The sequence below is a fragment of the Xanthobacter nonsaccharivorans genome, from assembly GCF_043194755.2.
GTDB lineage: Bacteria > Pseudomonadota > Alphaproteobacteria > Rhizobiales > Xanthobacteraceae > Xanthobacter > Xanthobacter autotrophicus_G.
Window position 1 is genome coordinate 547,201 of record NZ_CM195526.1, and the last position, 20,778, is coordinate 567,978.

The window sequence follows — 20,778 nt, forward strand, 5'->3', positions numbered from 1 at the left end:
ATTCACGGCATCGTTGTCAACGCATGCGTTGACTATGATGCATCGGTTCCCCTAATCTGTAAACAACGATCTGGAGGAGCTATTGACCACGATTCAACGACCCGCTGCATCGTCGGCCGCGCCCCTCGCGGGTGGCTTCGTCGTCCTCGATCGGCGGCGCGACCATGCCGTATTGCGGATCAATCGCCCGGAACAGAGGAACGCTTTGTCGAATGAGGTCCTGGCGGGCCTGCGCGCCGGCGTCGCGGAGGTTAAGGCCGACCCGGCGGTACGGGTGCTGATTCTCGCTGGAACGGGAGACGAAGCCTTTTGTGCCGGCGGCAACCTTCGCCAGATGGGTGACGCGGGCGCCGATGCCTACGAGGCGCATCGCGGGCGGAGCCAGCTGGCGGCGCTGTTCCGCGACCTTTGGGAGTTGGGCAAGCCTACTGTCGCGCGTGTGCCGGGATATGCCTTGGCGGGTGGCTTTGGCCTTGCCGCCGCCTGCGACTTCATCGTCGCCAGCGAGCGGGCGGTCTTCGGCATCCCGGAAATTTCCATCGGCCTGTGGCCTTACATGATTTCGGTGCCTCTTCTCTATGCTATGGCACCGAAACAGGCCCTCAAGCTGATGATGACCGGAGAGCGCATCGGGGCGGCGGAAGGGGTGCGTCTCGGCTTCGTGACGGAGCTGGCGCCGCACGGCGATCTCGATGCGGTGCTGGAGAAGTTTGTCGCCCGGCTCGCTGAGGCTTCCCCGCAGTCCATGGCTCTTGGCCGAATGGCTTTCTACACTGTGCTCAACCACGACGTCGACGCTCGGCTTCGCATGCTTGAGGCGCTGCTCACCGTCAATCTGTCGATGCCGGATGCGGTGGAGGGGCTTGCGGCTTTCGTTGAGAAGCGGACGGCCTCCTGGAAGAAGGGCGCATGATGTCCAATCCAGAGTGCGCTTCTTCTGCAGCCGGCCCGCGCGTTTCGGTTTGCGAAGTTTGGCTGCGGGACGGCATCCAGGGCTGGCCCGCTTTCATCGAGACGTCGGACAAGATCCGGGTGCTGGACGCCATCACAGCTACCGGTATCGGCGAGGTGGATGTCACATCGTTCGTCTCGCGCCGCCTGGTGCCGCAGTTCGCGGATGCCGAGCAACTGCTCGCTGCCGCCAACGGGCTGACGCGGACGCGGGTGCTCACGGTAAATGTGGAGGGAGCCCGGCGCATCGTGGACCTCCATCGGCGCACCGGGGCCATCGCCCGGTGCGGGATGCCCTTCTCGGTCAGCGAAGCGCACAACATTGCCAATCTCCGGCGCACCCACAGCGAGCATCGCGAGCAACTCGCGCGCATCTTCGACATGCTCGCGGAGGCCGGCATCGAGCCGCTTCTGGGGGTGGTCACGGCATTCGGATGCCCCATCAGCGGCGCCGTTGATCCCGAAGACGCGCTCGCCATCGCCCGGTGGGGCTACGGCCGCGGCGTCACCGCCATCATGTTCGGCGACACCACGGGCATGGCGAACCCGCACGGCGTCGCGCAGCTTTTCAGCGGCGCGCGCGCCATTGGGCCCGAGATCGAGCTGATCGCCCATTTTCACGACAACCGCGGATGTGGCATCGCCAACTCCCTCGCGGCCATCGCGAGCGGTGCGCATACTGTGGATTCCTGCCTCGGCGGCATAGGCGGAGAGCCCAGGGGGGTAGAGCTCGGTGTCGCCGGCGACCAGGGCAATACCACGACCGAGGACCTCGTCGCGGTCCTTTCCGAGATGGGGATCGACACCGGCATAGACCTTGATGGTCTGATGGCGGCCGGCGCCCTCGCGGAGGAGGTTCTCGGCCGTCCTCTGCTCAGCCGAGTCCAGCGTGCAGGGCTCGTCGCCAAGGTGGGAGGAGCGAATGGGGCAGGTAACTCTCAGCGTTAACGATCGGGTCGCGGTCATAACCCTGGATAATCCGGCAAGCCACAATGCCGTGGATGAGCCCATGCGCACCGCTCTCGCCGAGGCCTATGACAGGATCGAGACCGACGAGCACATCCGCGTTGCCATTATCCGCGGCAGCGAGGGCGGCTCATTCTGTTCCGGCGGCTCGATCGACGGATATCTAGAGATCAATGCCTTCGGGCCGGACGGCTGTGGTCCGCCGAAGATTCCGCGGCCCTATCCCGCGCGCAAGCCCTTCATCGCGGCGATAACGGGCTATGCCCTGGGGGGTGGCTTCAGCCTCGCCGTCAGCTGCGATCTGCGCGTTGCAGGGGCGAGCGCGCAGATGGGGCCGACGGGGCTCAAGCTCGGCGCGGTTCAAGGCGCCCAGACGATCAGCCGTCTGACACGGCTTGTCGGTGTCAGCGAGGCGCTCGGGATCCTTCTCCTGTCCAAGCGCCTTGGCGCGGAGGAGGCCGAGCGCATCGGCCTCGTGCATGCCGTCGCCGAGGATGCAGCGGTCTTCGAGACGGCCTTGTCCTGGGCGACGACCATTGCGCAGTTCGATCCTTGGGCCGTGCAGATGACCAAGCAACTCGTCTACGAGGCGCAGCACCTGCCTCTAGCCGAGGCCGTGGTGTGGGAGGACGAGGTGGCTGCCGAAGGCTACCGCCGCCCCGAGGCACTGGCCGGTTTCCTGGCATTCAGGAACCGGCGGAGACATGCATCCTGATGGCGAATGATAAATCCGGCCCCCTCGCGGGCATCAAGGTGGTGCATCTCGCGTCGCTCGGGCCTGGTCCCTACGCGACCATGCTTCTGGCGGATATGGGATGCGACGTGGTTATCGTCGACAGGGCGTCGGCGATGCAGGTCTCGGTGCAGCCTGCTGCCGATCCTCGCAGGCGCGGCCAGCGCAGCATCGTGCTCGATCTGAAGAATGCGGAAGCGCGCGCCATCCTGCTGGATCTCGTCCGACAAGCCGACGTGCTGATCGAGGGAATGCGGCCGGGGGTGGCCGAGCGCCTCGGGGTGGGGCCGGAAATTTGTCTGGGGCTCAATCCGAAGCTGATCTATGCGCGCGTAACCGGCTGGGGTCAAACCGGCCCGCTGGCCGACCGGGCCGGACACGACATCAATTATATCGCGCTCAGCGGCGCCCTGCTCGCCATGGGGCCGCCGGACGCGCCCCCTCCCGTTCCGCTCAATTTGCTGGGGGACTATGCCGGCGGCGGAGCATTCGTGGCGCTCGGAATCGTCGCGGCGCTCCTCGATCGCGAGCGAACCGGAAAAGGCCGGACGCTCGACGCCGCGATCATCGACGGGGTCGCATCGCTCACCGCCGCGACCCTGGGCATGCTGGCCGAAGGCCGGTGGGGACCGCGCGGCACCAACGCATTCGACGGCTCCGCGCCCTGGTACCGGACCTATGCCACCCGCGATGGAGGCTTCGTCGCGGTGGGGGCGATCGAGCCGCCTTTCTACGACGCTTTGGTCAAGGGATTGGGCCTCGATCCCCAGCTGTGCACGCGCGATGACCGCAGCCGCTGGCCGAAGATCGCGGAAGCCTTCGCCTCAACCTTTCGCCGGCATGATCGTGCCTATTGGCAGGCGGTCTTCGCCGGCACGGACGCCTGCGTCTCCCCGGTGCTCAGCTTCGAGGAAGCCTTCGCGCACCCCCATCACGTGGCGCGGGGAACCTACATGGGCTTGCCCGGTACCGCCCAGCCCGCCCGGGCACCGCGCTTCGACGGCCGCGAAACGTCCATCGGCCCAGAACCTGCGCCCGTGCCCGGAGCGCATACCGATGAGGTGTTGCGCAACCTTGGGCGGACCGAGGCGGAAATCTCAAGAATGCGCGCCGAAGGCGCCGTGGCCTGATGCCGGAGGAAGCCCCATGGACTATCTGAACGAAATCGCACCAGCCGACACCATGGTGCACGTCCTCCTGGAGCGCCGGGCCGCGGTGGCGCCCGACGCCACCTTCTTCAGCTTCGGCGAAGACGTGCACACGCTGGGAGATTTCAATCGCGCGGCGAACCGGTTGGCTCGCAACCTCGAGGCCTCCGGCATCACGACCGGCACCCACGTGGCCATCCTCATGGAAACGTCGGTCGATTACTTGCGCCTCTGGCTCGCCCTCTCGAAGCTCGGCGCAGTGGAGATTCCAGTCAATACTGCCTTCCGCGGCGATCTCCTGAAGCATGTTCTTGTGACGTGCGGCGCCACGGCCTGCATCGTCGATGAGAAGTTTACGGATGTGCTTCGAGAGGCCTATCCGCGGGGCGCACCCTTCGAGGTGATGTTCTGCCGGTCGGAGGGGGCGGCGGCGCCCGCCCCGGAATTCCGTGACTTTCGTGTGCTGCTTGAACCCGCTGACGACAGCGATCTTCGCAGGCCTTTGCGGCACGACGCCATTGCGAGCATCATCTTCACCTCCGGCACGACCGGTCCGTCGAAGGGCGTGATGCTTTCGCATCACTATCTCTGTGCCTACGGGCTGATGTATGCAGAAATCAACGGGCTTCGGGACGATGATGTCATCCTGAACTTTCTGCCGTTCTTCCATATCGCCGCCAAGTTTCTTACCATCGCCACCCTCGTGTGCTGCGGGCGCATGCGCCTCCAGAAGCGCCTCAGCATCTCGACCTTCTGGGAGGAGGTGCGGACGCACGGGGTGACGAATTTCGTCGGGGTCGGCGGCATCTGCAACATGCTGATCTCCCGCCCCGAGAGTCCGGAGGACACCAGCTCGACGATCAGGACCATCTACGCGGTGCCGGATCCCGCCGATATCCACCGGGAGATCGAGCGCCGGTTCGGTTGCAAGCTAACGACCGTCTACGGCTCGACGGAGGTGGGCCTCCCTTTGCGCCGCAGCGTGCACGACGACTACCGGCCGGGCTCCTGCGGCCGGGTCAGTCCGTATTACGATGTCCAGATCGTGGACGAGAACGATCAGCCGGTCGGTGTGGGCGAGACCGGCGAGATCGTGGTGCGACCGAAGAGGCCTTTCCTGATCGGCTCCGGATACGTTTCCATGCCGGACCGGACCATCAATGCTTGGCGCAATCTCTGGCTGCATTCCGGAGACCGTGGCCACCGCGATGCGGACGGATGGTATTATTTCGACGACCGCGCGACGGATTCCATCCGCCGCCGGGGCGAAAACATCTCGTCCTTCGAGGTCGAGATCCTCGTGGCGAAGCATCCGGCCGTGGCCGAGGCGGTTGCGGTGGCGACCCCTTCGGAAATTGGCGAGGACGAGGTCTGGGTTTTGGTGATCCTGCGGGAAAACCACGACCTCACGCCGGAAGACCTGCTGCAGCATTGCTCCCGGCACATGCCTTACTTCATGGTGCCCAGATATATCGACATTGTCGATGAGGTGCCAAGAACATCCACTGCGAAGGTAGAAAAGTACAAGATCCGGGCAGCGGGTCCGGGCTCTTCCACCTGGGATCGCGAGGCGGCGGGATGGATGATCACCCGCGATGGCGTCTTTCCGCCCGGCACCCGCGTGGTTCCCAAGGCGGGCGCCCGCTAGGGCGCGATCCAATCATACGGCACCTCTGCGCGGCGTCGTATGATTGGCCAGCCGTCCCCAAATACTTGGATAGAGCCACTTAGCTCGGATCGGACGCTGACCGGAACACTCTCCAGCGCCCCAGGGTACTAAACAGCCCGGAATGCCTCATCGCGTAGTGATATATAGTCAACGCATGTGTTGACATTTTAGGTCGATCAGCCTACATCATGATCGATAACAATTAATCTGACGGGAGGCTCATTTGATCAATGTGCGTGATGCGATGCGACGCGCTGCCGAATGGCATGAGAGCCGGATCGCGGTGATCAGTGGCGAGCGCACGCTCACGTTCGGCGAAGCCTGGAGGCGTGGCATCAGGCTGGCCAACGGCCTGCGCGCCATGGGCCTGAACCCGCAGGACCGCATAGCAGTTCTCGAAGACAATTGCATAGAAGCGTCCGACTTCTTCCTGGCCGCAGCCATCGGGAATTTCGTTCGTGTTCCGCTCTACAAGCGCAATTCGCCGGAGGCCCATGCGCACATGATCGGTCACACGGACTGCCGGGCCGTGGTGGTATCGGAGAGCTATGCCCATGAAATCGCGCATGCTCGGGACACGCTCACCTGCATTGATCGTGTCATCGTCCGCGATCACGACTACGAGGCTTGGCTGGCGGAGCAATCGGATGCCGATCCCGATCCGTCCATCGATCTCGACGATCTTTACATCATCCGCCATTCGGGCGGGACGACGGGGCTGCCGAAGGGAATGGCCTTTTCCCACCGGCAATGGATGAACATGACGCGTGACTGGACATTGCGTCCGCCCACCATAGAGGCTGGCGACGCATGCGTTCATGTCGCGCCGATCTCCCACGGTTCCGGCTATCTCTTCATTCCGGTCTGGATGGCGGGTGGCTACAATGTTCTCGAGCCCAAGTTCGACGCACCCAAGGTTCTGAAGTTACTTGCGAGGCACGGGGGATACTTCTTCACGGTCCCCACCATGGTCAGCGATCTGGTGAGCGCGCGCGCGGACGCGCGTGACCTGACTTTCGACAAGCTCAAAGCCATGGTTGTCGGCGGATCGCCGATCATGCCGTCTACGGCGCTGGCCGCACGAGACATCTTCGGCCATCGCCTGCATCAAATGTACGGGGAGACCGAAGCTACGCCAGCCGCCTGGATGACGCCGAACGAATGGTTCGCCGAGGTGGCGGGCTCGGAACCGCTGCTGGCGGCTGGCAAGGTGATGCCCTTCGCTTATCTGGAGATCAGGGATGAGGCCGGCCAGAAGCTGCCGGTCGGGGAGGTCGGAGTCGTCACCATCAAGAACGACGGACAGATCAAGGAGATCTGGAACGAGCCGGAACTCACCAAACAGCGCCTCGTCGACGGCTGGCTGGTGACTGGCGACGTCGGTAGGCTCGACGCCAATGGCTATCTCTACCTCGTCGACCGCAAGGACGACATGATCATCTCCGGCGGCTTCAATATCTGGCCGGCCGAACTGGAGCTAGCCATTTCCACCATGTCCGAGGTCCGCGAGGTCGCGGTGGTTCGGGCTCCCCACGAGCGCTGGGGAGAAACGCCGGTCGCCATCGTCGTTCTGCATGACGGCCAGGTGTTGACGGAGGACCAGGTGATCGAATGCTGCAAGGATCGTCTGGGTGCCTTGAAACGCCCGACCAAGGTTGTGTTCCGTGACGAGCCCCTGCCGCGCACGCCAGTGGGCAAGATCCAGCGGAAGGCCTTGCGCATGGCGTTCTGGGAGAAGGAAGGCGCGCTGCAGGGCTCCTGATGCTTTCCACGCCTGCTCGGCGCGGCGGTCCGGGGCAATGCTGGAACGCGCGGGCCGCTGCATGAGCGCGATGGCTGGACCTGACGGTTCGGCCTTCGAATAACGTCTCGTCCCGTTCCAGGTGGCCAGCCTTCACCTGGAAGGGGTGTTGTTGATATCGCCAACTCATCGGATTTGCGGCACCGGAGGTGAGCCTTCGTGCGTCGCGCAGGAGCCGAATGATGCTCGAGTCAGGTCTGTTCCTTATTGCGAACGGAATATCCATTGGGATAACGCTCTTCATCGCTGCATCTGGACTTGCGATACTTTTCGGCATTCTCAAGATGCTGAATTTCGCCCATGGCAGTTTCATCATGGTCGGCGCCTATCTCGCGAGCACGTTGTTGAGCGCCGTTCCGGGCTATGGGGTTGTCGCTTTTCTTGCGGTCGCTGCCGTCGCCGGCATCCTGGTCGGGCTCATGGGTTTGGTGGTAAACCGCGTCATATTCCGGCGTCTTCAAGGCTTGGACGAGGCAGTCGCGCTCATTGCAACATTCGCACTGATGCTGGTGGTTGATGGCGGCGCGGAACTGATCTGGGGAGCTCACTATATTTCCGTCGATGTCCCCCAGGGCCTGGACAGCGCGATTTTCCTCGGTCCGCTCGCGATCCCTTCGTTCTCCGTGCTTCTTCTTGCTGTTGGCGTGGTGCTGTTCCTGCTTATCGATCTTTTTCTGACCCGGTCCTGGGGTGGAAAGATGCTGCAGGCCGTTTCCGACGACCGCTGGATCATGGACATTCTCGGGCACAATCCCCGAAAGCTTGAGCTTCTCGCCGTATTCCTCGCCTTTTTCCTCGCGGGCTTTTCGGGGGCGGTCCTTGCGCCGAATCAGGTCCTTGCGCCGGATCTTGGCCGTCACATGATCATCCAGGCTTTTGCCGTCGTCGTCGTGGGCGGTCTGGGCAGCGTCCGGGGGGCCTTGCTGGCGGCAATGCTGCTCGGGATAGCCGAAAGCTTCGGCTCCACGATCATGCCCAGCCTGTCGCTGTATCTCGGGATGATTGTGATCCTCATCCTTCGGCCGCAGGGACTGGTCGCGCGGCGGATCGCGCCGCGGCCGGGCTCTTGGTCGTTGTCCTGGCTCTGGGAAGGAATTGGGGGTGCGGGTTCGCGGAGAGCGACTGCGGCTGCCCATGTCGTCAAGCCAACCTCGCCGGGCACAGCAGCTGCCGGGCCGGCCTCGGCCCGGCCGGGTGCGTCTTCTGTTGCCGGCACGGCTTGCCTGATCGTTCTTGCTCTGGGGCTGCTGTCGGTTCCGTTCTGGGCCGGAGGCGGGCTCGTGTTCGTCATCGGTCTGGGCCTGATTTCTGTCGTCTTTTCGATGTCGTGGAATCTGATGTTCGGCTTCGGTGGGCTGGCCAGCTTCGGACACGCCGCCTTCTTCGCCATCGGCGCCTACCTGTCGGCTTACGCGCTCAAGTACGCACCGGGGGGGGCCTTCGGGTTCGTTCTGGCAGGCGCGTTCGCCCTCGGGGGGCTCGTGGCGGCACCGGTAGGAATTCTGGCCTTGCGTCGCGCCACCGGTGTTCAACTCGCCATCCTGACCCTGGCGCTGGCCGAGGTTCTGCGTGTGCTCATCAGCTATGCGCCGAATCTTGGTCGCGACGAGGGATTGAGTGCGATTCCTCGGCCGAGCATCGGCTTCGGCAGCTGGTCCGTGTCTCTCGCGTCGGATGCCTATTACTACTTGTTCCTATGCGCCGCCTGCGGGGTGATGATCTTGGTCCTGCGTAATGTCTGTCGCAGTAGCTTCGGGCGCACGCTGCGCGCCATCCGGCAGGACGCCGAGCGCGCGATGTTCCTCGGGATCAACGTCGACCGCTTCCGGCTTCAGGCGTTCGTGCTGGCCGCCGCCGTTGCCGCCTATGCGGGAGCTCTGTCGGCGCCCTTGAGCCAGATCGTGACTCCGCAAGCAGCAGGCATAACCAGGTCGACCGAGCCCATGCTGCACACGCTGCTCGGTGGTGCGGGATCGTTCTGGGGCCCCGCCCTCGGCACCGCAATCTTCACTGCCATAGACTACGGAACCCGGACGCTTGCCGGCTTGTCGGAATTCATAATGGGAGTGACTCTGCTCCTCGTGGTCCTGGCGGCGCCGTCGGGTGCGGAGGGCCTTTTCCGAAAAGTCCTTTGCCGCATACGGTCGGGGGACGCCAGGCGTACCGCCGCGGTGCAAAATCCGGCGGCGGAGCGACTGTGATGTCTGCTCTTCTCAAGGTGGAAGGCCTAAGCAAGACATACGGCGGGTTTCAGGCCCTGAAGAATGTCTCGTTCGAAGTCATTGCGGGGGAGACTCTCGCGATTATCGGACCGAATGGGGCCGGGAAGACCACACTTTTCAAGATGATGACGGGTGAAGTCGCGAGGACTGGAGGCCGTATCCTTCTCCGAGATATCGACATTACGCGCACCTCGGCGGAATTGAGGACCAGGATGGGGCTGGGCCGGACCTTCCAGATCGTGCGGGTCTTTCCCGAGTTCAGCCTCTTGGAAAACCTCATCGTCGCCATTGAGGCACGCCAGCGTGCCGAAGGCCGCCGGCACGGGATCCTGAAGGTACGGCCGTCGCAGGCGGTCTCCGACGAGGCCCACCACCGGCTCGCCGCGATGGGGATCGCCAGGTTGCATCGAACAGAGGCGCGGCACATTTCCCTGGGGGACCGGAAGCGCCTGGAGCTGGCCATGACGCTGGCCATGGAACCGGCAGTCCTGATGTTGGACGAGCCCACCGCGGGCATGTCCCCGTCCGAGCGGATCGCCATCATCGACCTCATACAGCGCACGAAGGAAGAGCAGGGGCTTACGATCTTGTTCACCGAGCACGACATGGATTTCGTGTTCCAACTGGCGCAGCACCTCATGGTGATGAATCAGGGGGAGCGCATTTTTTTCGGGCCGCCGGAGGCCGTCAAAGCCAGCGCGCTGGTCCAGGAAATCTATCTCGGCAAGGAACTCGCAAATGCTTGAGGTGAAGGGGCTCCATGCCTTCTATGGAGAGAGCCACGTTCTGCACGACCTCAACCTCACGGTGCCGGCCGGCGGACGTGTCGCCCTCATCGGGCGGAACGGGGCTGGCAAGAGCACGCTGCTGAAGAGCTTGATGGGGGCCGGCCCGACGATTCAGGGCGATATCCGGTGGGAAGGACGCAGCCTAGGGACAATAGCGCCATATGCCCGCGCCCGGCTCGGTATCGCCTTCGTGCCAGAGGACCGGCGCATTCTCGGGAACCTGACGGTCTTCGAGAATCTGAAGATCGCCCGCAACCACGCATTGTCACGCCCCATGGCAACCCCAGAGGAGACACTGGAGCAATTTCCTCTGCTCGGACCATTGAAGGATCGCCTCGGCGGCGTGTTGAGCGGAGGCCAGCAGCAGTTGCTCGCCTTGGCTCGTGCCGCGATCTCCAATCCCCGGCTCCTGCTGCTCGACGAACCCACGGAAGGTCTGGCGCCGGTAATCGTCGAGGGCATGGTGGACGATGTGCAACGCATTTGCGGGAGCGGATGCGCCCTTCTCCTGTGCGAGCAGAGTCTCTGGTTTTCCCGCCGATGCACTGACTGCGTGCATGTTATTGACAGCGGGCGCCTCGTATTCTCCGGGGCTTGGAAAGAATTCGATGCCGCGAAAGGCATCAGGGAAAGGCATATAGGAATTTAGGTGCCGGCGCCTTCATCTTCAGAGCGGCTTCGATGCCGCATGTGTTTGAAGGAGCGCCCAGTGCAGGACGCGGCATGGCGCGTGCTGGCTGAACCCCGCAGCATTCAGGAAGCGGAAGCGGCTGAGACGCAGACGGCCGGGAGCTTCGGAGATTTTGGGATGGGCTTTAGCGGAATACTTGATGGAAGTATCGCCCTCGTCACCGGCGGCTCGCAGGGGTTGGGCGCCTTTTTCGCCGAGACCATCGCCGCGGCCGGCGGCCGGGTGGCCGTGGCGGCCCGCACGCAGGACGCCTGCACCGCGGTGGCGGACCGCATCGCTGCGGCCGGCGGGGAGGCGATGGGGCTCGCCCTCGACGTCACCAGCCCGGCTTCGGCCGATGCCGCGGTGGCGGCCGTGACAGAGAGATGGGGCCGCCTCGACATCCTGGTGTCGAATGCGGGCGTGACGGTCACGACTCCCCTCCTCGACCTCGATGAACGCACCTGGGATCGCATCCTCGACACGAACCTCAAGGGGGCGTTCCTTGTCGGGCAGGCCGCGGCGCGCGCGATGGTGGGGAACGCCGCAGGCGGCGCGATCGTCAACGTAGCCTCCATCCTCGGCCTGCGGGTCGCCGGTCAGGTCTCCGCCTATGCCGCCTCCAAGGCCGGGCTCGTACAGCTGACCCGCTCCATGGCGCTCGAATGGGCCCGCTATGGCATCCGGGCCAACGCGCTGTGCCCGGGCTATGTCGAGACCGACCTCAATCGCTCGTTCTTCGCCAGCGATGCCGGCAAGGCTCTCATCCGCCGTATTCCTTGCCGCCGCCTCGGCACATTGGAAGACCTTGTCGGGCCGCTCCTGTTCCTGTGCTCGGACGCTTCCGCCTACGTGACGGGCACTGCGCTGGCGGTGGACGGCGGTCACCTCATTTCGTCCCTCTAGAGGGCTTTCGAGCGAACCAATATCCGCTTCGCTTGAAAATGCTTCGGGCCGCGCGGGGCCTCCGCGATGCGGGCGGACGTTCACCTGCCGTCCCGGCTCGCCGGAACGGAAATCGGGAGAAGCAGAATGAGCATCACGCAGTTGGCCGTCGTCGGCGCCGGCCTGATGGGCGGCGGCATCGCGCTCGATGCGGCCCGGCACGGGCTGGCCGTCAAGGTCCATGACAGCCGGCCGGACGGTGTGGCAGGGCTCCGCGAGCGGGCCGCCGGCGTCTATGCCCGCTGGGTGAGGAACGGACGGATGCGCCCGGAGGAGGCCGAGGCGGCCCTCGCCCGCCTGCTTCCCGCACCCGCTTTGTCCGACCTCGCCGATGCCGATCTCATCATCGAGGCGGTGTTCGAGGACCTGGCGGTGAAGCGCGATCTGCTTGCCACTCTCGCGCCTCATCTCGGCGCGGACACGGTGGTCGCCACCAATACCAGTGCGCTCGAGGTGAAGGCGCTGTCCGCCGGCTTCGGCTTCGCCGACCGCTTCCTCGGCCTGCACTATTTCAGTCCCGCAGAGGTCTCGCCCCTGGTGGAGGTGGTGCGCGCGGATACGACGTCGCAGGCCACATTGGCGCGTGCGCTCGATTTCCTGAGTGCGACACGGCGCACGCCCCTGCCGTGTCTCGACCGGCCGGGCTTTGCCATCAACCGCTTCTTCTGCCCCTACTACAACGAGGCGACGCGACTTCTGGAGGAGGGTGTCGCCGGGCCGGCCGACGTGGATGGCGTTGCCCGCGACCGTCTCGGGGCTGCGGCCGGCCCATTCGCGGTGATGAACCTCATCCGCCCTGCGGTCGCGGCTCATGCCATGGCGAACCTTTCACGCCTTGGCCCCTTCTATGAACCGAGCACTGCGCTCCGCGCCCAGGCGGAGCGAGGGATGGACTGGCCGGTGGGGGACAGTCGGCCGGGGGCCGACCTCGACGCAGTGGAACAGCGTCTGCTTGGCGCGCTGGCATTGCCCGCCGTTGAGCTCGCCGCTGAGGGCGTCGCCGATCCCGATGCCGTGGACCGCGGCGCCGTCCTGGCGCTGAAGTTCAGCGCCGGCCCGTTCGCCCTCATGCGGCGCTATGCGGCCGAAACTGTGGAGCGGGCCGTCGCGTCCCTCTGCCTCCGCGATGGCCACCCCTTGCCCCGCGCTTCCCTTGCCGCGCAAGGATGATAAGCGCGACATCATCCTCCATTCCGCGGCAGCGTCGCGGCTAGAAAGCGAATAGGCCATGAGCACCACCGAAGTCTTCTTCCTTTCCGCCGCCCGCACCGCCATCGGCGATTTCGGCGGTGCCCTGAAGGAGGTTCCGCCCGCCGCGCTGGGCGCCCACGTCGCGAAAGCGGCCATCGCGCGCGCGGGCATCGACGCTGCCGACATTCAGCACGCCGTTGTCGGCAACGTGATCCATACGGAGGCGCGGGACATGTACGTCTCCCGCGTGGTGGCCATGGAGGCGGGCGTGCCGAAGGAAGCCCCCGCCTTGACCGTGAACCGCCTGTGCGGCTCGGGCCTGCAGGCTATCCTCACGGCAGCACAGATGATCAAGCTCGGCGACGGCGAGATGGCGCTCGCCGGCGGCACGGAGAGCATGAGCCGCGGCGGCTATCTGCTGCCGGCCGCCCGCTGGGGCCAGAGGATGGGCGGTGCGGCGGCGGTGGACATGATGGTCGGCGTGCTCACCGATCCCTTCGGCCACGGCCACATGGGCGTGACAGCCGAGAACGTCTCGGAGCGCTACGGCGTTTCCCGCGAGGAGCAGGACACCGCTGCGGTGGAGAGCCATCACCGGGCGGCACGCGCCATCGCTGCCGGTCATTTCAAGGAGCAGATCGTCCCGTTCGAGATCGCGACCCGAAAAGGCATCGTCCTGTTCGAGACTGACGAGCACGTGCGCGGAGATGCCTCCGTCGCCGACATGGCGAAGCTCAAGGCCGTCTTCAAGAAGGGCGGCTCGGTGACTGCCGGCAATGCGTCGGGCATCAATGACGGGGCGGCAGCGGTTGTGCTCGCTTCCGGCGAGGCGGTGACGCGGAAGGGCCTCACGCCCTTGGCCCGCCTCGTGTCCTGGGGCCTGGCCGGCGTCGATCCATCACAGATGGGCATGGGGCCGGTGCCAGCGGTGACGGTCGCCCTTGCGCGCGCCGGCCTGACGGTGGGGGACTTGGACGTGATTGAGTCCAATGAGGCCTTCGCTGCGCAAGCCTGCGCCGTAGGCAAGGCGCTCGACTTCGATCCGGGTAAGGTGAACCCCAACGGCGGGGCCATCGCTCTGGGCCATCCCGTGGGCGCCACCGGCGCGATCCTCGCAGTGAAGACCATCTACGAGCTGCGCCGGATCGGCGGTCGATATGGCCTCGTCACCATGTGCATCGGCGGCGGGCAAGGCATCGCCATGGTGATCGAGCGGGTATGAGAAGCTGATTTCTGGTCGTGATTGCTGATGTGGAAGGTGGCGCCCGGCTCAGGCCTTGCCCAGCGCCGTCTTCGCCACCTTGTAGCCCTCGGCCTGGTTGGCCCTGATGGCCACGTCGGAGAAGTCGTAGTCGCGGGAGGAATGCTCTCCGACCTCGCCAGAGCGCACGAGCCTCGTGATGGTGGTCGTCGCCGCATCCCCCATGAGCTGGATATAGGCCGGCAAGCGCTTGATCCGCGCGCTCTGGGCCGGCTCGATCTGCGCCAGGATATGCGCAATGAGCCGACGATAAGTCTCCACCGTCGCCTGATGGTGCAGGTCGGAGCGCACCCGCTCCGCATAGACGATCTCGTCGCGCCGCGCGAGCACCTCCATCATGTTGGTGGGCAGGTCCCGGCGGCCGGAGAACAGGTCGACGATGAACACGCGCTTGCCGTCCGGCCCGCAGCGGTCAATCACCAGATCGAGCGGCGAATTGCTGATGATGCCGCCATCCCAATAGGCCTTGCCGCCGACTGTGGTCCAGGGAAAGCCCGGCGGCAGGCTGCCACTCGCGAGAATGTGGTCGGGGGTCAGGTCGTCCACATAGCTGTCGAACACCTCAAGGGTCGCCGTCGTCACGTCGACTGCGCTGACGAGGAGGCGCACCGGGCTGTCCTTGAGGCTGGCGAAGTCGACATACTTCGCCAGCAGCGCTTTCATGGGCGCGGTGTCGTAGAAGCTGGTCCAGTTGGTGAGCCAGTCTTGTGGGCGAAGGGGCGGCGCCATCCAGCGCGGGGTGAAGAAGTTGGGCACACCCAGCGCCAGGATCCGCGCTGTGGCCGTGGCGCGGCGCAGGTCGTCGGATGGCAACTGCGGCGTCGCCACCGCGAGGTCGGCCCAGAACGCCTCCAGCGCCGCGGTGGCGTGGCGCGGATTGCCGGCGATCACGGCGCCGTTCAGCGCGCCGATGGAGATGCCGGCGACGATGTCGGGAAAGATGCCCTCCTCCTCCAGCGCCTTCACCACGCCGCATTCGAACGCGCCCAGGGCGCCACCGCCCTGGAGGATAAGTGCCGTCTGGGTCGGGATATAGTCGAGGACGAACGTCTCCTCATTGAGGCGCTCCCGCATCTCGCCGAGGCCGACCCGGTAGCGGATCAGGCCCTCGGCTACGCGAGTCTCGTCCGGCGGGCGCCCTACCGAGAACAAAGCGCGCGGCACGTCGCCCTTCAGGTAGAAGAGTGCGAAGGAGCCCTCATCGAGCTTGCCGCGCGCGATCCAGGCGTCGGTCTCCTCGGTCGCGCCCAGCACGTTGAAGCCGATGTCGCCTACCTCGCAGAAGAAATACGAAACCTCGTCGTAGCGCAGCCGGCGGCCCAGCATGTTGCGCGCGGCGAGCCGCCCCTGCTTCACCGCATTGTCCCAATGCTCGATGTGGCGGCGGCGGGCGAACACCGGGTCGTAGAAGGTGGTGACGTCGCCGGCGGCGAAGACGTTCGGCGCACTCGTGCGCAGCAAAGCGTCGACCACCACGTAGCCGTCCTCGATGGCGATGCCGCTGCCGGCGAGAAAGTCGGTGGCGGGAGCGACGCCGATGCTGACCACCACGAGGTTGGCCGGCACGCTGCGGCCGCCCGCCGTCTCCACCGCCTCCACCCGTTCGCGGCCATGGAGGGCGGCTGCGCTGTCGTTCAGGATCACGCTGGCGCCGCGGGCCTCTGCATGGCGCTCGAAGTAGCGCGAGAGGGCAGGGGCCTCGAGATGGCGCAGCAGCACCGGCCCCTGTTCGATGACCGTCACCTTCAGCCCGGCGTCCAGAAGCGACATGGCGATCTCCATGCCGAGGAAGCTGCCGCCGAGCACAACGGCGGTTTTCGCCTCAGCGACCGCGGCGCGGATGGCGTCGGCGTCGGCCTTGCGGCGCAGGCTGAAGACGCCGGGTAGCGCGGCGCCGGGGATATCGAGCGGCTTCGGCGTCGCGCCAGTGGCGACGAGGAGCTGGCCATAGCCAAACGTCTTGCCACGGGCCGTGGATACGTGCTGCCTGACCGTATCCACGCCGACCACCCGCTCGCTGAGGCCAAGCTCGATTCCATGCTCGGCGTAGAAGGGCTCGGGGTGGACGAAGATTCGTTCCTCGCCCTCGGTCCCGGTCAACAGATGCTTGGAGAGCGGGGGGTGATGATAGGGCGGCACGTCCTCCGCCGAGAGGATCAGGATCGACCCCGTGGCGCCCTCGGCGCGCAGCGTTTGCGCCGCCACCGCGCTCGCGAGCCCGCCGCCCACCAGCAGGAAATCCACATGCCGCGGCGCGGAGCCGTCGCTTTCGCCATCCCCTCCTGTCTGCGTCATCGCATGCTCCTCGACCGGGCGCCGGCCGGTTCGAAACGTCCACGCCCTGGCGGCGCTCCCGAATGATCGATTATACCTTCACCCACACCGAGCCGGTGGCCATGATAGGGTTCGTGTCCGTTCGGGTGCCGGTCTTTCCGGCGCCGGGCGCGGGGGGGGGGGGGGGGCCTGCCGACACCGCTCAGAAAAGGACACCCGCAACCATGGAGGCAAGTCGGACCTGATGCCGCGGCCGACGATCCAGGAGCTCAGCTTTCTCGCCGCCGTCGCCCTGGTGACCGCAGCCTTCGTCTGGATCCTCCTGCCCTATTACGGCGCCATCCTGTGGGCCGTCATTCTCGCCATCCTGTTCCATCCGTTGCAACGCATGCTCGAGCAGCGGCTGGGCGGCCGCCGCACCGTTTCGGCGCTGCTCAGCGTTCTGGCCTCGATCTGCATCGTCGTCATTCCCGGCGCGCTGATCCTTGCCTCCCTCGCCCAGGAGGCCACCGCGCTCTACACCCGCATCAGCACGCGCCAGTTCGATCCCGGCGCGCTGCTTGCCCAGGTCCAGGGCGCGCTGCCGCCCGTCGTCCTCGACGCGCTCTCGGCCCTCGGCCTCGGCAGCACCGTGGAGATCCAGGCGAAGCTGACGTCCTTCCTGCTCCAGGCCAGCCAGGCCATCGCCACCGGGGCGGTCGCCGTCGGACAGAACACCGCCCAGCTGCTCGTCAGCCTCGGCGTGATGCTGTACCTGCTCTTCTTCCTGTTCCGCGACGGCGAAGGCCTTGCTGCCGTGATCCGCAGGGCGAGCCCCCTCGGCGAGCGCCACACGGATCACATCCTCGGCACCTTCACCGCGGCGGTGAAGGCGACGGTCAAGGGCAACGTCATCATCGCGACCATCCAGGGCGCCATCGGCGGGGTCGCCTTCTGGGCGCTGGGCATCGAGGCCGCGCTGCTGTGGGGCGTGCTCATGGCGGTCCTCTCGCTCCTTCCCGCGATCGGCGCGGGGCTGGTCTGGGTGCCCGCCGCCTGTTACCTGCTGCTCTCGGGGGCCTATCTGAAAGGTGCGATCCTGCTCGCCATCGGCATGCTGGTGATCAGCACCATCGACAACCTCCTGCGGCCGACCCTGGTGGGCAAGGGCACCCTGCTGCCGGACTACCTCATCCTGGTCTCGACCGTCGGCGGCCTCTCGCTGATCGGCATGAACGGCTTCGTCATCGGCCCGCTGATCGCGGCCCTGTTCGTCGCCGTCTGGTCGCTCTTCACCGGCGACAAGCAGCAGCCCTGAACGGATGGAGACACCATGTGGACATTGCTGAAAGACAAGCTCGCCGAGGTGATCAAGGCGGTCCTGCCGCTGGTGGGGCTGGTCTCGGTCCTGCAGATCGCCGTGGTGCGGGCGCCCGCTGAGCTGTTCCTGCAGTTCCTGGCGGGCTCGGTCCTCGCCGTCTTCGGCATGCTGCTGCTGTTCGTGGGCATCGAGCTCGGCATCCTGCCCATGGGCAGGTTCGTCGGCGCGGAGATGCCGAAGAAGGGATCGATCGCCCTGATCCTCGCCGTGGCCTTCGCCCTCGCCTTCGCCACCACGGTGGCGGAACCGGACGTGCTGGTGCTGGCGGGGCAGGTGGACGCCGTCTCCGGCGGCGCCCTGTCCGGCCGGGCGATCCTCGTCCTCGTGGCCCTCGGCGTGGCGGTCTTCACCGCCTTGGCCATCGGGCGCATCGTCCTCGGTGGCTCCATGCGCGTCATGCTGGCGCTCGTCTACGCCCTCGTCGTCGCGCTCGCCTTTGCCGCTCCGGCGGCGATCACGCCGCTCGCCTTCGACGCCGGGAGCGTGACCACCGGGGTGCTCTCGGCGCCCGTCATCATCGCCCTCGCCATGGGCCTGAGCTCGGTGCTGGCGGGCCGCTCGGCCGTCTCCGACGGGTTCGGGCTGCTCGGCTTCGCCTCCGTCGGGCCGATCATCGTGCTGCTGCTGGCGGGGATCGTGCTGTCGTGACCGACGGATGGCTCGCGGAGATCGAGAGCACCGCCTTGAGCGTGGCGATCGCGGTGGTGCCGCTCGCCGTGCTCTTCCTCCTGTTCCAGGTCTTCCTGCTCCGCCTGCCGCTCCAGCAGGTCGCGGACATCCTGAAGGGCTCCGCCATCGCCGCCGCGGGCCTGTTCCTGTTCCTGCTCGGCGTCGGCATCGGCTTCCTGCCCTTCGGCCGGGCGGTGGGCGAGGCGCTCGGGGGGCTCGAGGAAACCTGGCTCTTCGTGCTCGCCGGCATGCTGCTGGGATTGTTCACGGCCTGGGGAGAGCCCGCGGTGCGCATCCTCTCGGACCAGGTGGAGGAGGCGTCCAGCGGGTCCATCCGCGGCGTGCTGGTGCTCTACGCTGTCGCGATCGGGGTGGCGGTCTGGGTCGGCCTCGGCATGCTGCGGATCGCCTACGGCATCCCCCTTCTCTATCTGCTGGTGCCGGGCTATCTGCTGGTCATCGCACTCATGTGGTTCAGCGACAGGGATTTCGTCATGATTGCCGTGGATGCCGGAGGGGTTGCGACCGGGCCGCTCGCCAACAGCTTCCTGCTGGTGCTCGCGCTCGGAGCCTCCGCGACCATGGGCGATCAGGACCCCATCCTTCACGGCTTCGGCTTCGTGGCGCTCATCGCCATCGCGCCGATCACCTCGGTGATGGCGCTCGGATGTCTCGTCCGGCTGAAAGGGCGCGCCTCGGGGCGCCTCGGCCAGGATCCAGGTCAGGAGAACTCAGATGCTCAATCCGTGCCTGATCGTCAGCGTCGTTCGCAAGGGCTGGGGTGACACCGTCCTCAAGGCCTCCATGGAAGCCGGCGCCCATGGCGGCACGGTCATGTTCGGCCGCGGCATCGGGCGCAACGAGCAGCAGCGCGTCTTCGGCATCCAGATCGAGCCGGAGAAGGAGATCGTCCTGACCCTGGTGCCGCGGGAGATGCAGGACGTCATCCTTCAGGAGATCGTGCGCGCCGCCGAGCTGACGGCGCCGGGCCACGGCCTCGCCTTCGTTGTTCCGGTGGAGCAGTTCGCCGGTATCGCTCACCTCGTGGAGGCGCCGCCCTCCTGAGGCGCCGCCCCGGCAGCGACGGCCGGCCCGTCGTCCGCTCCCGCCGCCACCTGCGGATCGCGGACGATGAGGACGTCGCACGTCACTTCGTCCAGGATCGCCTTGGCGACGGAGCCGATCAGCATCTCGATGAGCGCGCTGCGCCCGTGGGTGCCGAGCACGAGGAGCTCGATGCCCATGTCCCGGACCCCCTGGCGGAGCACGTTGGCCGGCGCGCCATATTCGACGAAGGAGCGCACCCGCCCCCGCGCGGCGCCCCCGGCATCCACCGCGGCGAGGAACGCGGCGCAGTCCTGCAGGGCGACCTCCCGCCACTGGCGCCGAAGCGCATCCGAGTCGGGTGCCAATCCGCCGAGCGGGCTCTCATAAGCGTGGAAAACGGTCAGGGGATCCGCCGGAAAAATGCGGATCGCCATCTCGAAGGCATAGCGCGACGCAGCGGAGAAATCCGCCGCCACCGCGATCTCCCGATAATCGTGCCGCGCGCGGTTGCGCACCACCAGCAGCGGCAGAGGCGAGCGGCGCAGCAGCCGGTCCACCGTGGTGCCCAGCAGGACGCGTCCGAACAGCTCGTCCCGCGCGATGCCGGTCACGATGAGGTCGCAGCCTTTCTCCGCGGCGACGCGCGCCACCTCGTCGGCGGGGTCGCCTTCGCCAATCACGATCTCGGCCTTGTCCACGGCCACGCCCACATCCGCCAGCAGCTGCCTGTGGGCGACGCTCGCAGGGTCCGGCGGCCGCCGCCAGGACGGCACCCGCCAGTCGCTCTCGGCCCCCTGTGCCCCTTCCAGCACGTGGAGGACCACCAGACTCGCCTGCCATTGCTGCGACAGCAGCAAGGCCCGATCGAGCGCGCGATCGCAGCGCGGGCTGAGATCGGTGGCGAGCAGGATGGACTTCGGCGCCCCCTGCGCTGCGCTGGTCCCGGTCATGTGCACTCCTCCTCGGGTTTCGACATCGGCTTCAAGACGCGATCGTCGGCATGCGCCCCTCGTGCCGCCACAGGATTTCCGGCCTCGTGGACAAGGCGCGCCCGGGGGCGGCCTTCCCAATTCGACCGGTCGC

Annotated in this window: 18 protein-coding genes; 16 read left to right on the forward strand and 2 right to left on the reverse strand. The window is 66.2% G+C overall.

Annotated elements, in window-relative coordinates; translation table 11 throughout:
• Nucleotides 1-82 precede the first annotated feature (82 nt).
• From V5F59_RS02475 to bktB, 12 genes are all read left to right on the forward strand, one after another.
• Nucleotides 83-913 carry an enoyl-CoA hydratase/isomerase family protein gene (locus V5F59_RS02475; protein ID WP_393982973.1) on the forward strand — a complete coding sequence of 277 codons (831 nt, stop codon included), beginning with the start codon at nt 83-85 and terminating at the stop codon, nt 911-913.
• Nucleotides 910-1,899 (forward strand): hydroxymethylglutaryl-CoA lyase-like TIM-barrel protein, encoded by a 990-nt coding sequence (locus tag V5F59_RS02480; RefSeq protein WP_393982972.1) that lies wholly within the window; start codon nt 910-912, stop codon nt 1,897-1,899. The genes V5F59_RS02475 and V5F59_RS02480 overlap by 4 nt, the downstream gene beginning before the upstream one ends.
• Nucleotides 1,874-2,632: an enoyl-CoA hydratase/isomerase family protein gene (locus V5F59_RS02485; protein ID WP_393982971.1), complete on the forward strand. Its 759-nt coding sequence runs from the start codon at nt 1,874-1,876 to the stop codon at nt 2,630-2,632. The genes V5F59_RS02480 and V5F59_RS02485 overlap by 26 nt, the downstream gene beginning before the upstream one ends.
• 80 nt (nt 2,633-2,712) lie before the next feature.
• Complete coding sequence (locus V5F59_RS02490; protein WP_509211239.1) at nt 2,713-3,780, forward strand: CoA transferase; 1,068 nt, start codon at nt 2,713-2,715, stop codon at nt 3,778-3,780.
• A 16-nt stretch (nt 3,781-3,796) separates the two neighbouring features.
• The gene (locus V5F59_RS02495; RefSeq protein ID WP_393982970.1) at nt 3,797-5,446 is read left to right on the forward strand and encodes an AMP-binding protein; all 1,650 of its coding nucleotides are present in this window, start codon (nt 3,797-3,799) and stop codon (nt 5,444-5,446) included.
• Nucleotides 5,447-5,699: 253 nt separating this feature from the next.
• Nucleotides 5,700-7,229 carry a class I adenylate-forming enzyme family protein gene (locus V5F59_RS02500; RefSeq protein WP_393983025.1) on the forward strand — a complete coding sequence of 510 codons (1,530 nt, stop codon included), beginning with the start codon at nt 5,700-5,702 and terminating at the stop codon, nt 7,227-7,229.
• A 218-nt stretch (nt 7,230-7,447) separates the two neighbouring features.
• Nucleotides 7,448-9,469: an ABC transporter permease subunit gene (locus tag V5F59_RS02505; protein ID WP_509211162.1), complete on the forward strand. Its 2,022-nt coding sequence runs from the start codon at nt 7,448-7,450 to the stop codon at nt 9,467-9,469.
• Nucleotides 9,469-10,236, forward strand: a complete 768-nt coding sequence (locus V5F59_RS02510; RefSeq protein WP_393982968.1) for an ABC transporter ATP-binding protein — start codon at nt 9,469-9,471, stop codon at nt 10,234-10,236. Before V5F59_RS02505 ends, V5F59_RS02510 begins: the two co-directional genes overlap by 1 nt.
• Nucleotides 10,229-10,927, forward strand: a complete 699-nt coding sequence (locus V5F59_RS02515; protein ID WP_393982967.1) for an ABC transporter ATP-binding protein — start codon at nt 10,229-10,231, stop codon at nt 10,925-10,927. Before V5F59_RS02510 ends, V5F59_RS02515 begins: the two co-directional genes overlap by 8 nt.
• A 159-nt stretch (nt 10,928-11,086) precedes the next feature.
• Entirely contained in the window at nt 11,087-11,854 is a 768-nt protein-coding gene (locus V5F59_RS02520; RefSeq protein ID WP_393983024.1) for an SDR family NAD(P)-dependent oxidoreductase, read from the forward strand.
• Between the two features lie 126 nt (nt 11,855-11,980).
• Entirely contained in the window at nt 11,981-13,063 is a 1,083-nt protein-coding gene (locus V5F59_RS02525; RefSeq protein WP_393982966.1) for a 3-hydroxyacyl-CoA dehydrogenase, read from the forward strand.
• Between the two features lie 58 nt (nt 13,064-13,121).
• Nucleotides 13,122-14,306 (forward strand): beta-ketothiolase BktB, encoded by a 1,185-nt coding sequence (gene bktB, locus V5F59_RS02530; protein WP_393982965.1) that lies wholly within the window; start codon nt 13,122-13,124, stop codon nt 14,304-14,306.
• 48 nt (nt 14,307-14,354) lie between these two features.
• On the opposite strand, the gene V5F59_RS02535 is transcribed toward bktB, so the two are convergent.
• Nucleotides 14,355-16,640 carry an FAD-dependent oxidoreductase gene (locus V5F59_RS02535; RefSeq protein ID WP_393982964.1) on the reverse strand — a complete coding sequence of 762 codons (2,286 nt, stop codon included), beginning with the start codon at nt 16,638-16,640 and terminating at the stop codon, nt 14,355-14,357.
• Between the two features lie 223 nt (nt 16,641-16,863).
• Here V5F59_RS02535 and V5F59_RS02540 point away from each other — a divergent pair, with 223 nt between their 5' ends.
• Genes V5F59_RS02540 through V5F59_RS02555 form a run of 4 tightly spaced genes read left to right on the forward strand, consistent with a single transcriptional unit; the run spans nt 16,864 to nt 19,713 of the window.
• Nucleotides 16,864-17,916, forward strand: a complete 1,053-nt coding sequence (locus tag V5F59_RS02540; RefSeq protein ID WP_393982963.1) for an AI-2E family transporter — start codon at nt 16,864-16,866, stop codon at nt 17,914-17,916.
• A 15-nt stretch (nt 17,917-17,931) separates the two neighbouring features.
• Nucleotides 17,932-18,627, forward strand: a complete 696-nt coding sequence (locus V5F59_RS02545) for a DUF1538 domain-containing protein (protein WP_393982962.1) — start codon at nt 17,932-17,934, stop codon at nt 18,625-18,627.
• Nucleotides 18,624-19,433 (forward strand): DUF1538 domain-containing protein, encoded by an 810-nt coding sequence (locus V5F59_RS02550; RefSeq protein WP_393982961.1) that lies wholly within the window; start codon nt 18,624-18,626, stop codon nt 19,431-19,433. Before V5F59_RS02545 ends, V5F59_RS02550 begins: the two co-directional genes overlap by 4 nt.
• The gene (locus V5F59_RS02555; RefSeq protein WP_393982960.1) at nt 19,384-19,713 is read left to right on the forward strand and encodes a P-II family nitrogen regulator; all 330 of its coding nucleotides are present in this window, start codon (nt 19,384-19,386) and stop codon (nt 19,711-19,713) included. Before V5F59_RS02550 ends, V5F59_RS02555 begins: the two co-directional genes overlap by 50 nt.
• Here the strand turns inward: V5F59_RS02555 and V5F59_RS02560 are convergent.
• On the reverse strand, nt 19,686-20,645 hold the full coding sequence (locus V5F59_RS02560; RefSeq protein WP_393982959.1) for a universal stress protein: 960 nt from the start codon (nt 20,643-20,645) through the stop codon (nt 19,686-19,688). The two genes, V5F59_RS02555 and V5F59_RS02560, sit on opposite strands and share 28 nt — an antisense overlap.
• Nucleotides 20,646-20,778: the final 133 nt, after the last annotated feature.

Bases quoted from the DNA above. Each gene is read 5' to 3' on its own strand.
- V5F59_RS02545 (WP_393982962.1), top strand. From the start codon at position 17,932: ATGTGGACATTGCTGAAAGACAAGCTCGCCGAGGTGATCAAGGCGGTC.
- V5F59_RS02555 (WP_393982960.1), top strand. From the start codon at position 19,384: ATGCTCAATCCGTGCCTGATCGTCAGCGTCGTTCGCAAGGGCTGGGGT.
- V5F59_RS02480 (WP_393982972.1), top strand. From the start codon at position 910: ATGATGTCCAATCCAGAGTGCGCTTCTTCTGCAGCCGGCCCGCGCGTT.
- V5F59_RS02540 (WP_393982963.1), top strand. From the start codon at position 16,864: ATGCCGCGGCCGACGATCCAGGAGCTCAGCTTTCTCGCCGCCGTCGCC.
- bktB (WP_393982965.1), top strand. From the start codon at position 13,122: ATGAGCACCACCGAAGTCTTCTTCCTTTCCGCCGCCCGCACCGCCATC.
- V5F59_RS02525 (WP_393982966.1), top strand. From the start codon at position 11,981: ATGAGCATCACGCAGTTGGCCGTCGTCGGCGCCGGCCTGATGGGCGGC.
- V5F59_RS02505 (WP_509211162.1), top strand. From the start codon at position 7,448: ATGATGCTCGAGTCAGGTCTGTTCCTTATTGCGAACGGAATATCCATT.
- V5F59_RS02485 (WP_393982971.1), top strand. From the start codon at position 1,874: ATGGGGCAGGTAACTCTCAGCGTTAACGATCGGGTCGCGGTCATAACC.
- V5F59_RS02510 (WP_393982968.1), top strand. From the start codon at position 9,469: ATGTCTGCTCTTCTCAAGGTGGAAGGCCTAAGCAAGACATACGGCGGG.
- V5F59_RS02535 (WP_393982964.1), bottom strand. From the start codon at position 16,640: ATGACGCAGACAGGAGGGGATGGCGAAAGCGACGGCTCCGCGCCGCGG.
- V5F59_RS02515 (WP_393982967.1), top strand. From the start codon at position 10,229: ATGCTTGAGGTGAAGGGGCTCCATGCCTTCTATGGAGAGAGCCACGTT.
- V5F59_RS02490 (WP_509211239.1), top strand. From the start codon at position 2,713: ATGCTTCTGGCGGATATGGGATGCGACGTGGTTATCGTCGACAGGGCG.
- V5F59_RS02520 (WP_393983024.1), top strand. From the start codon at position 11,087: ATGGGCTTTAGCGGAATACTTGATGGAAGTATCGCCCTCGTCACCGGC.
- V5F59_RS02560 (WP_393982959.1), bottom strand. From the start codon at position 20,645: ATGACCGGGACCAGCGCAGCGCAGGGGGCGCCGAAGTCCATCCTGCTC.
- V5F59_RS02495 (WP_393982970.1), top strand. From the start codon at position 3,797: ATGGACTATCTGAACGAAATCGCACCAGCCGACACCATGGTGCACGTC.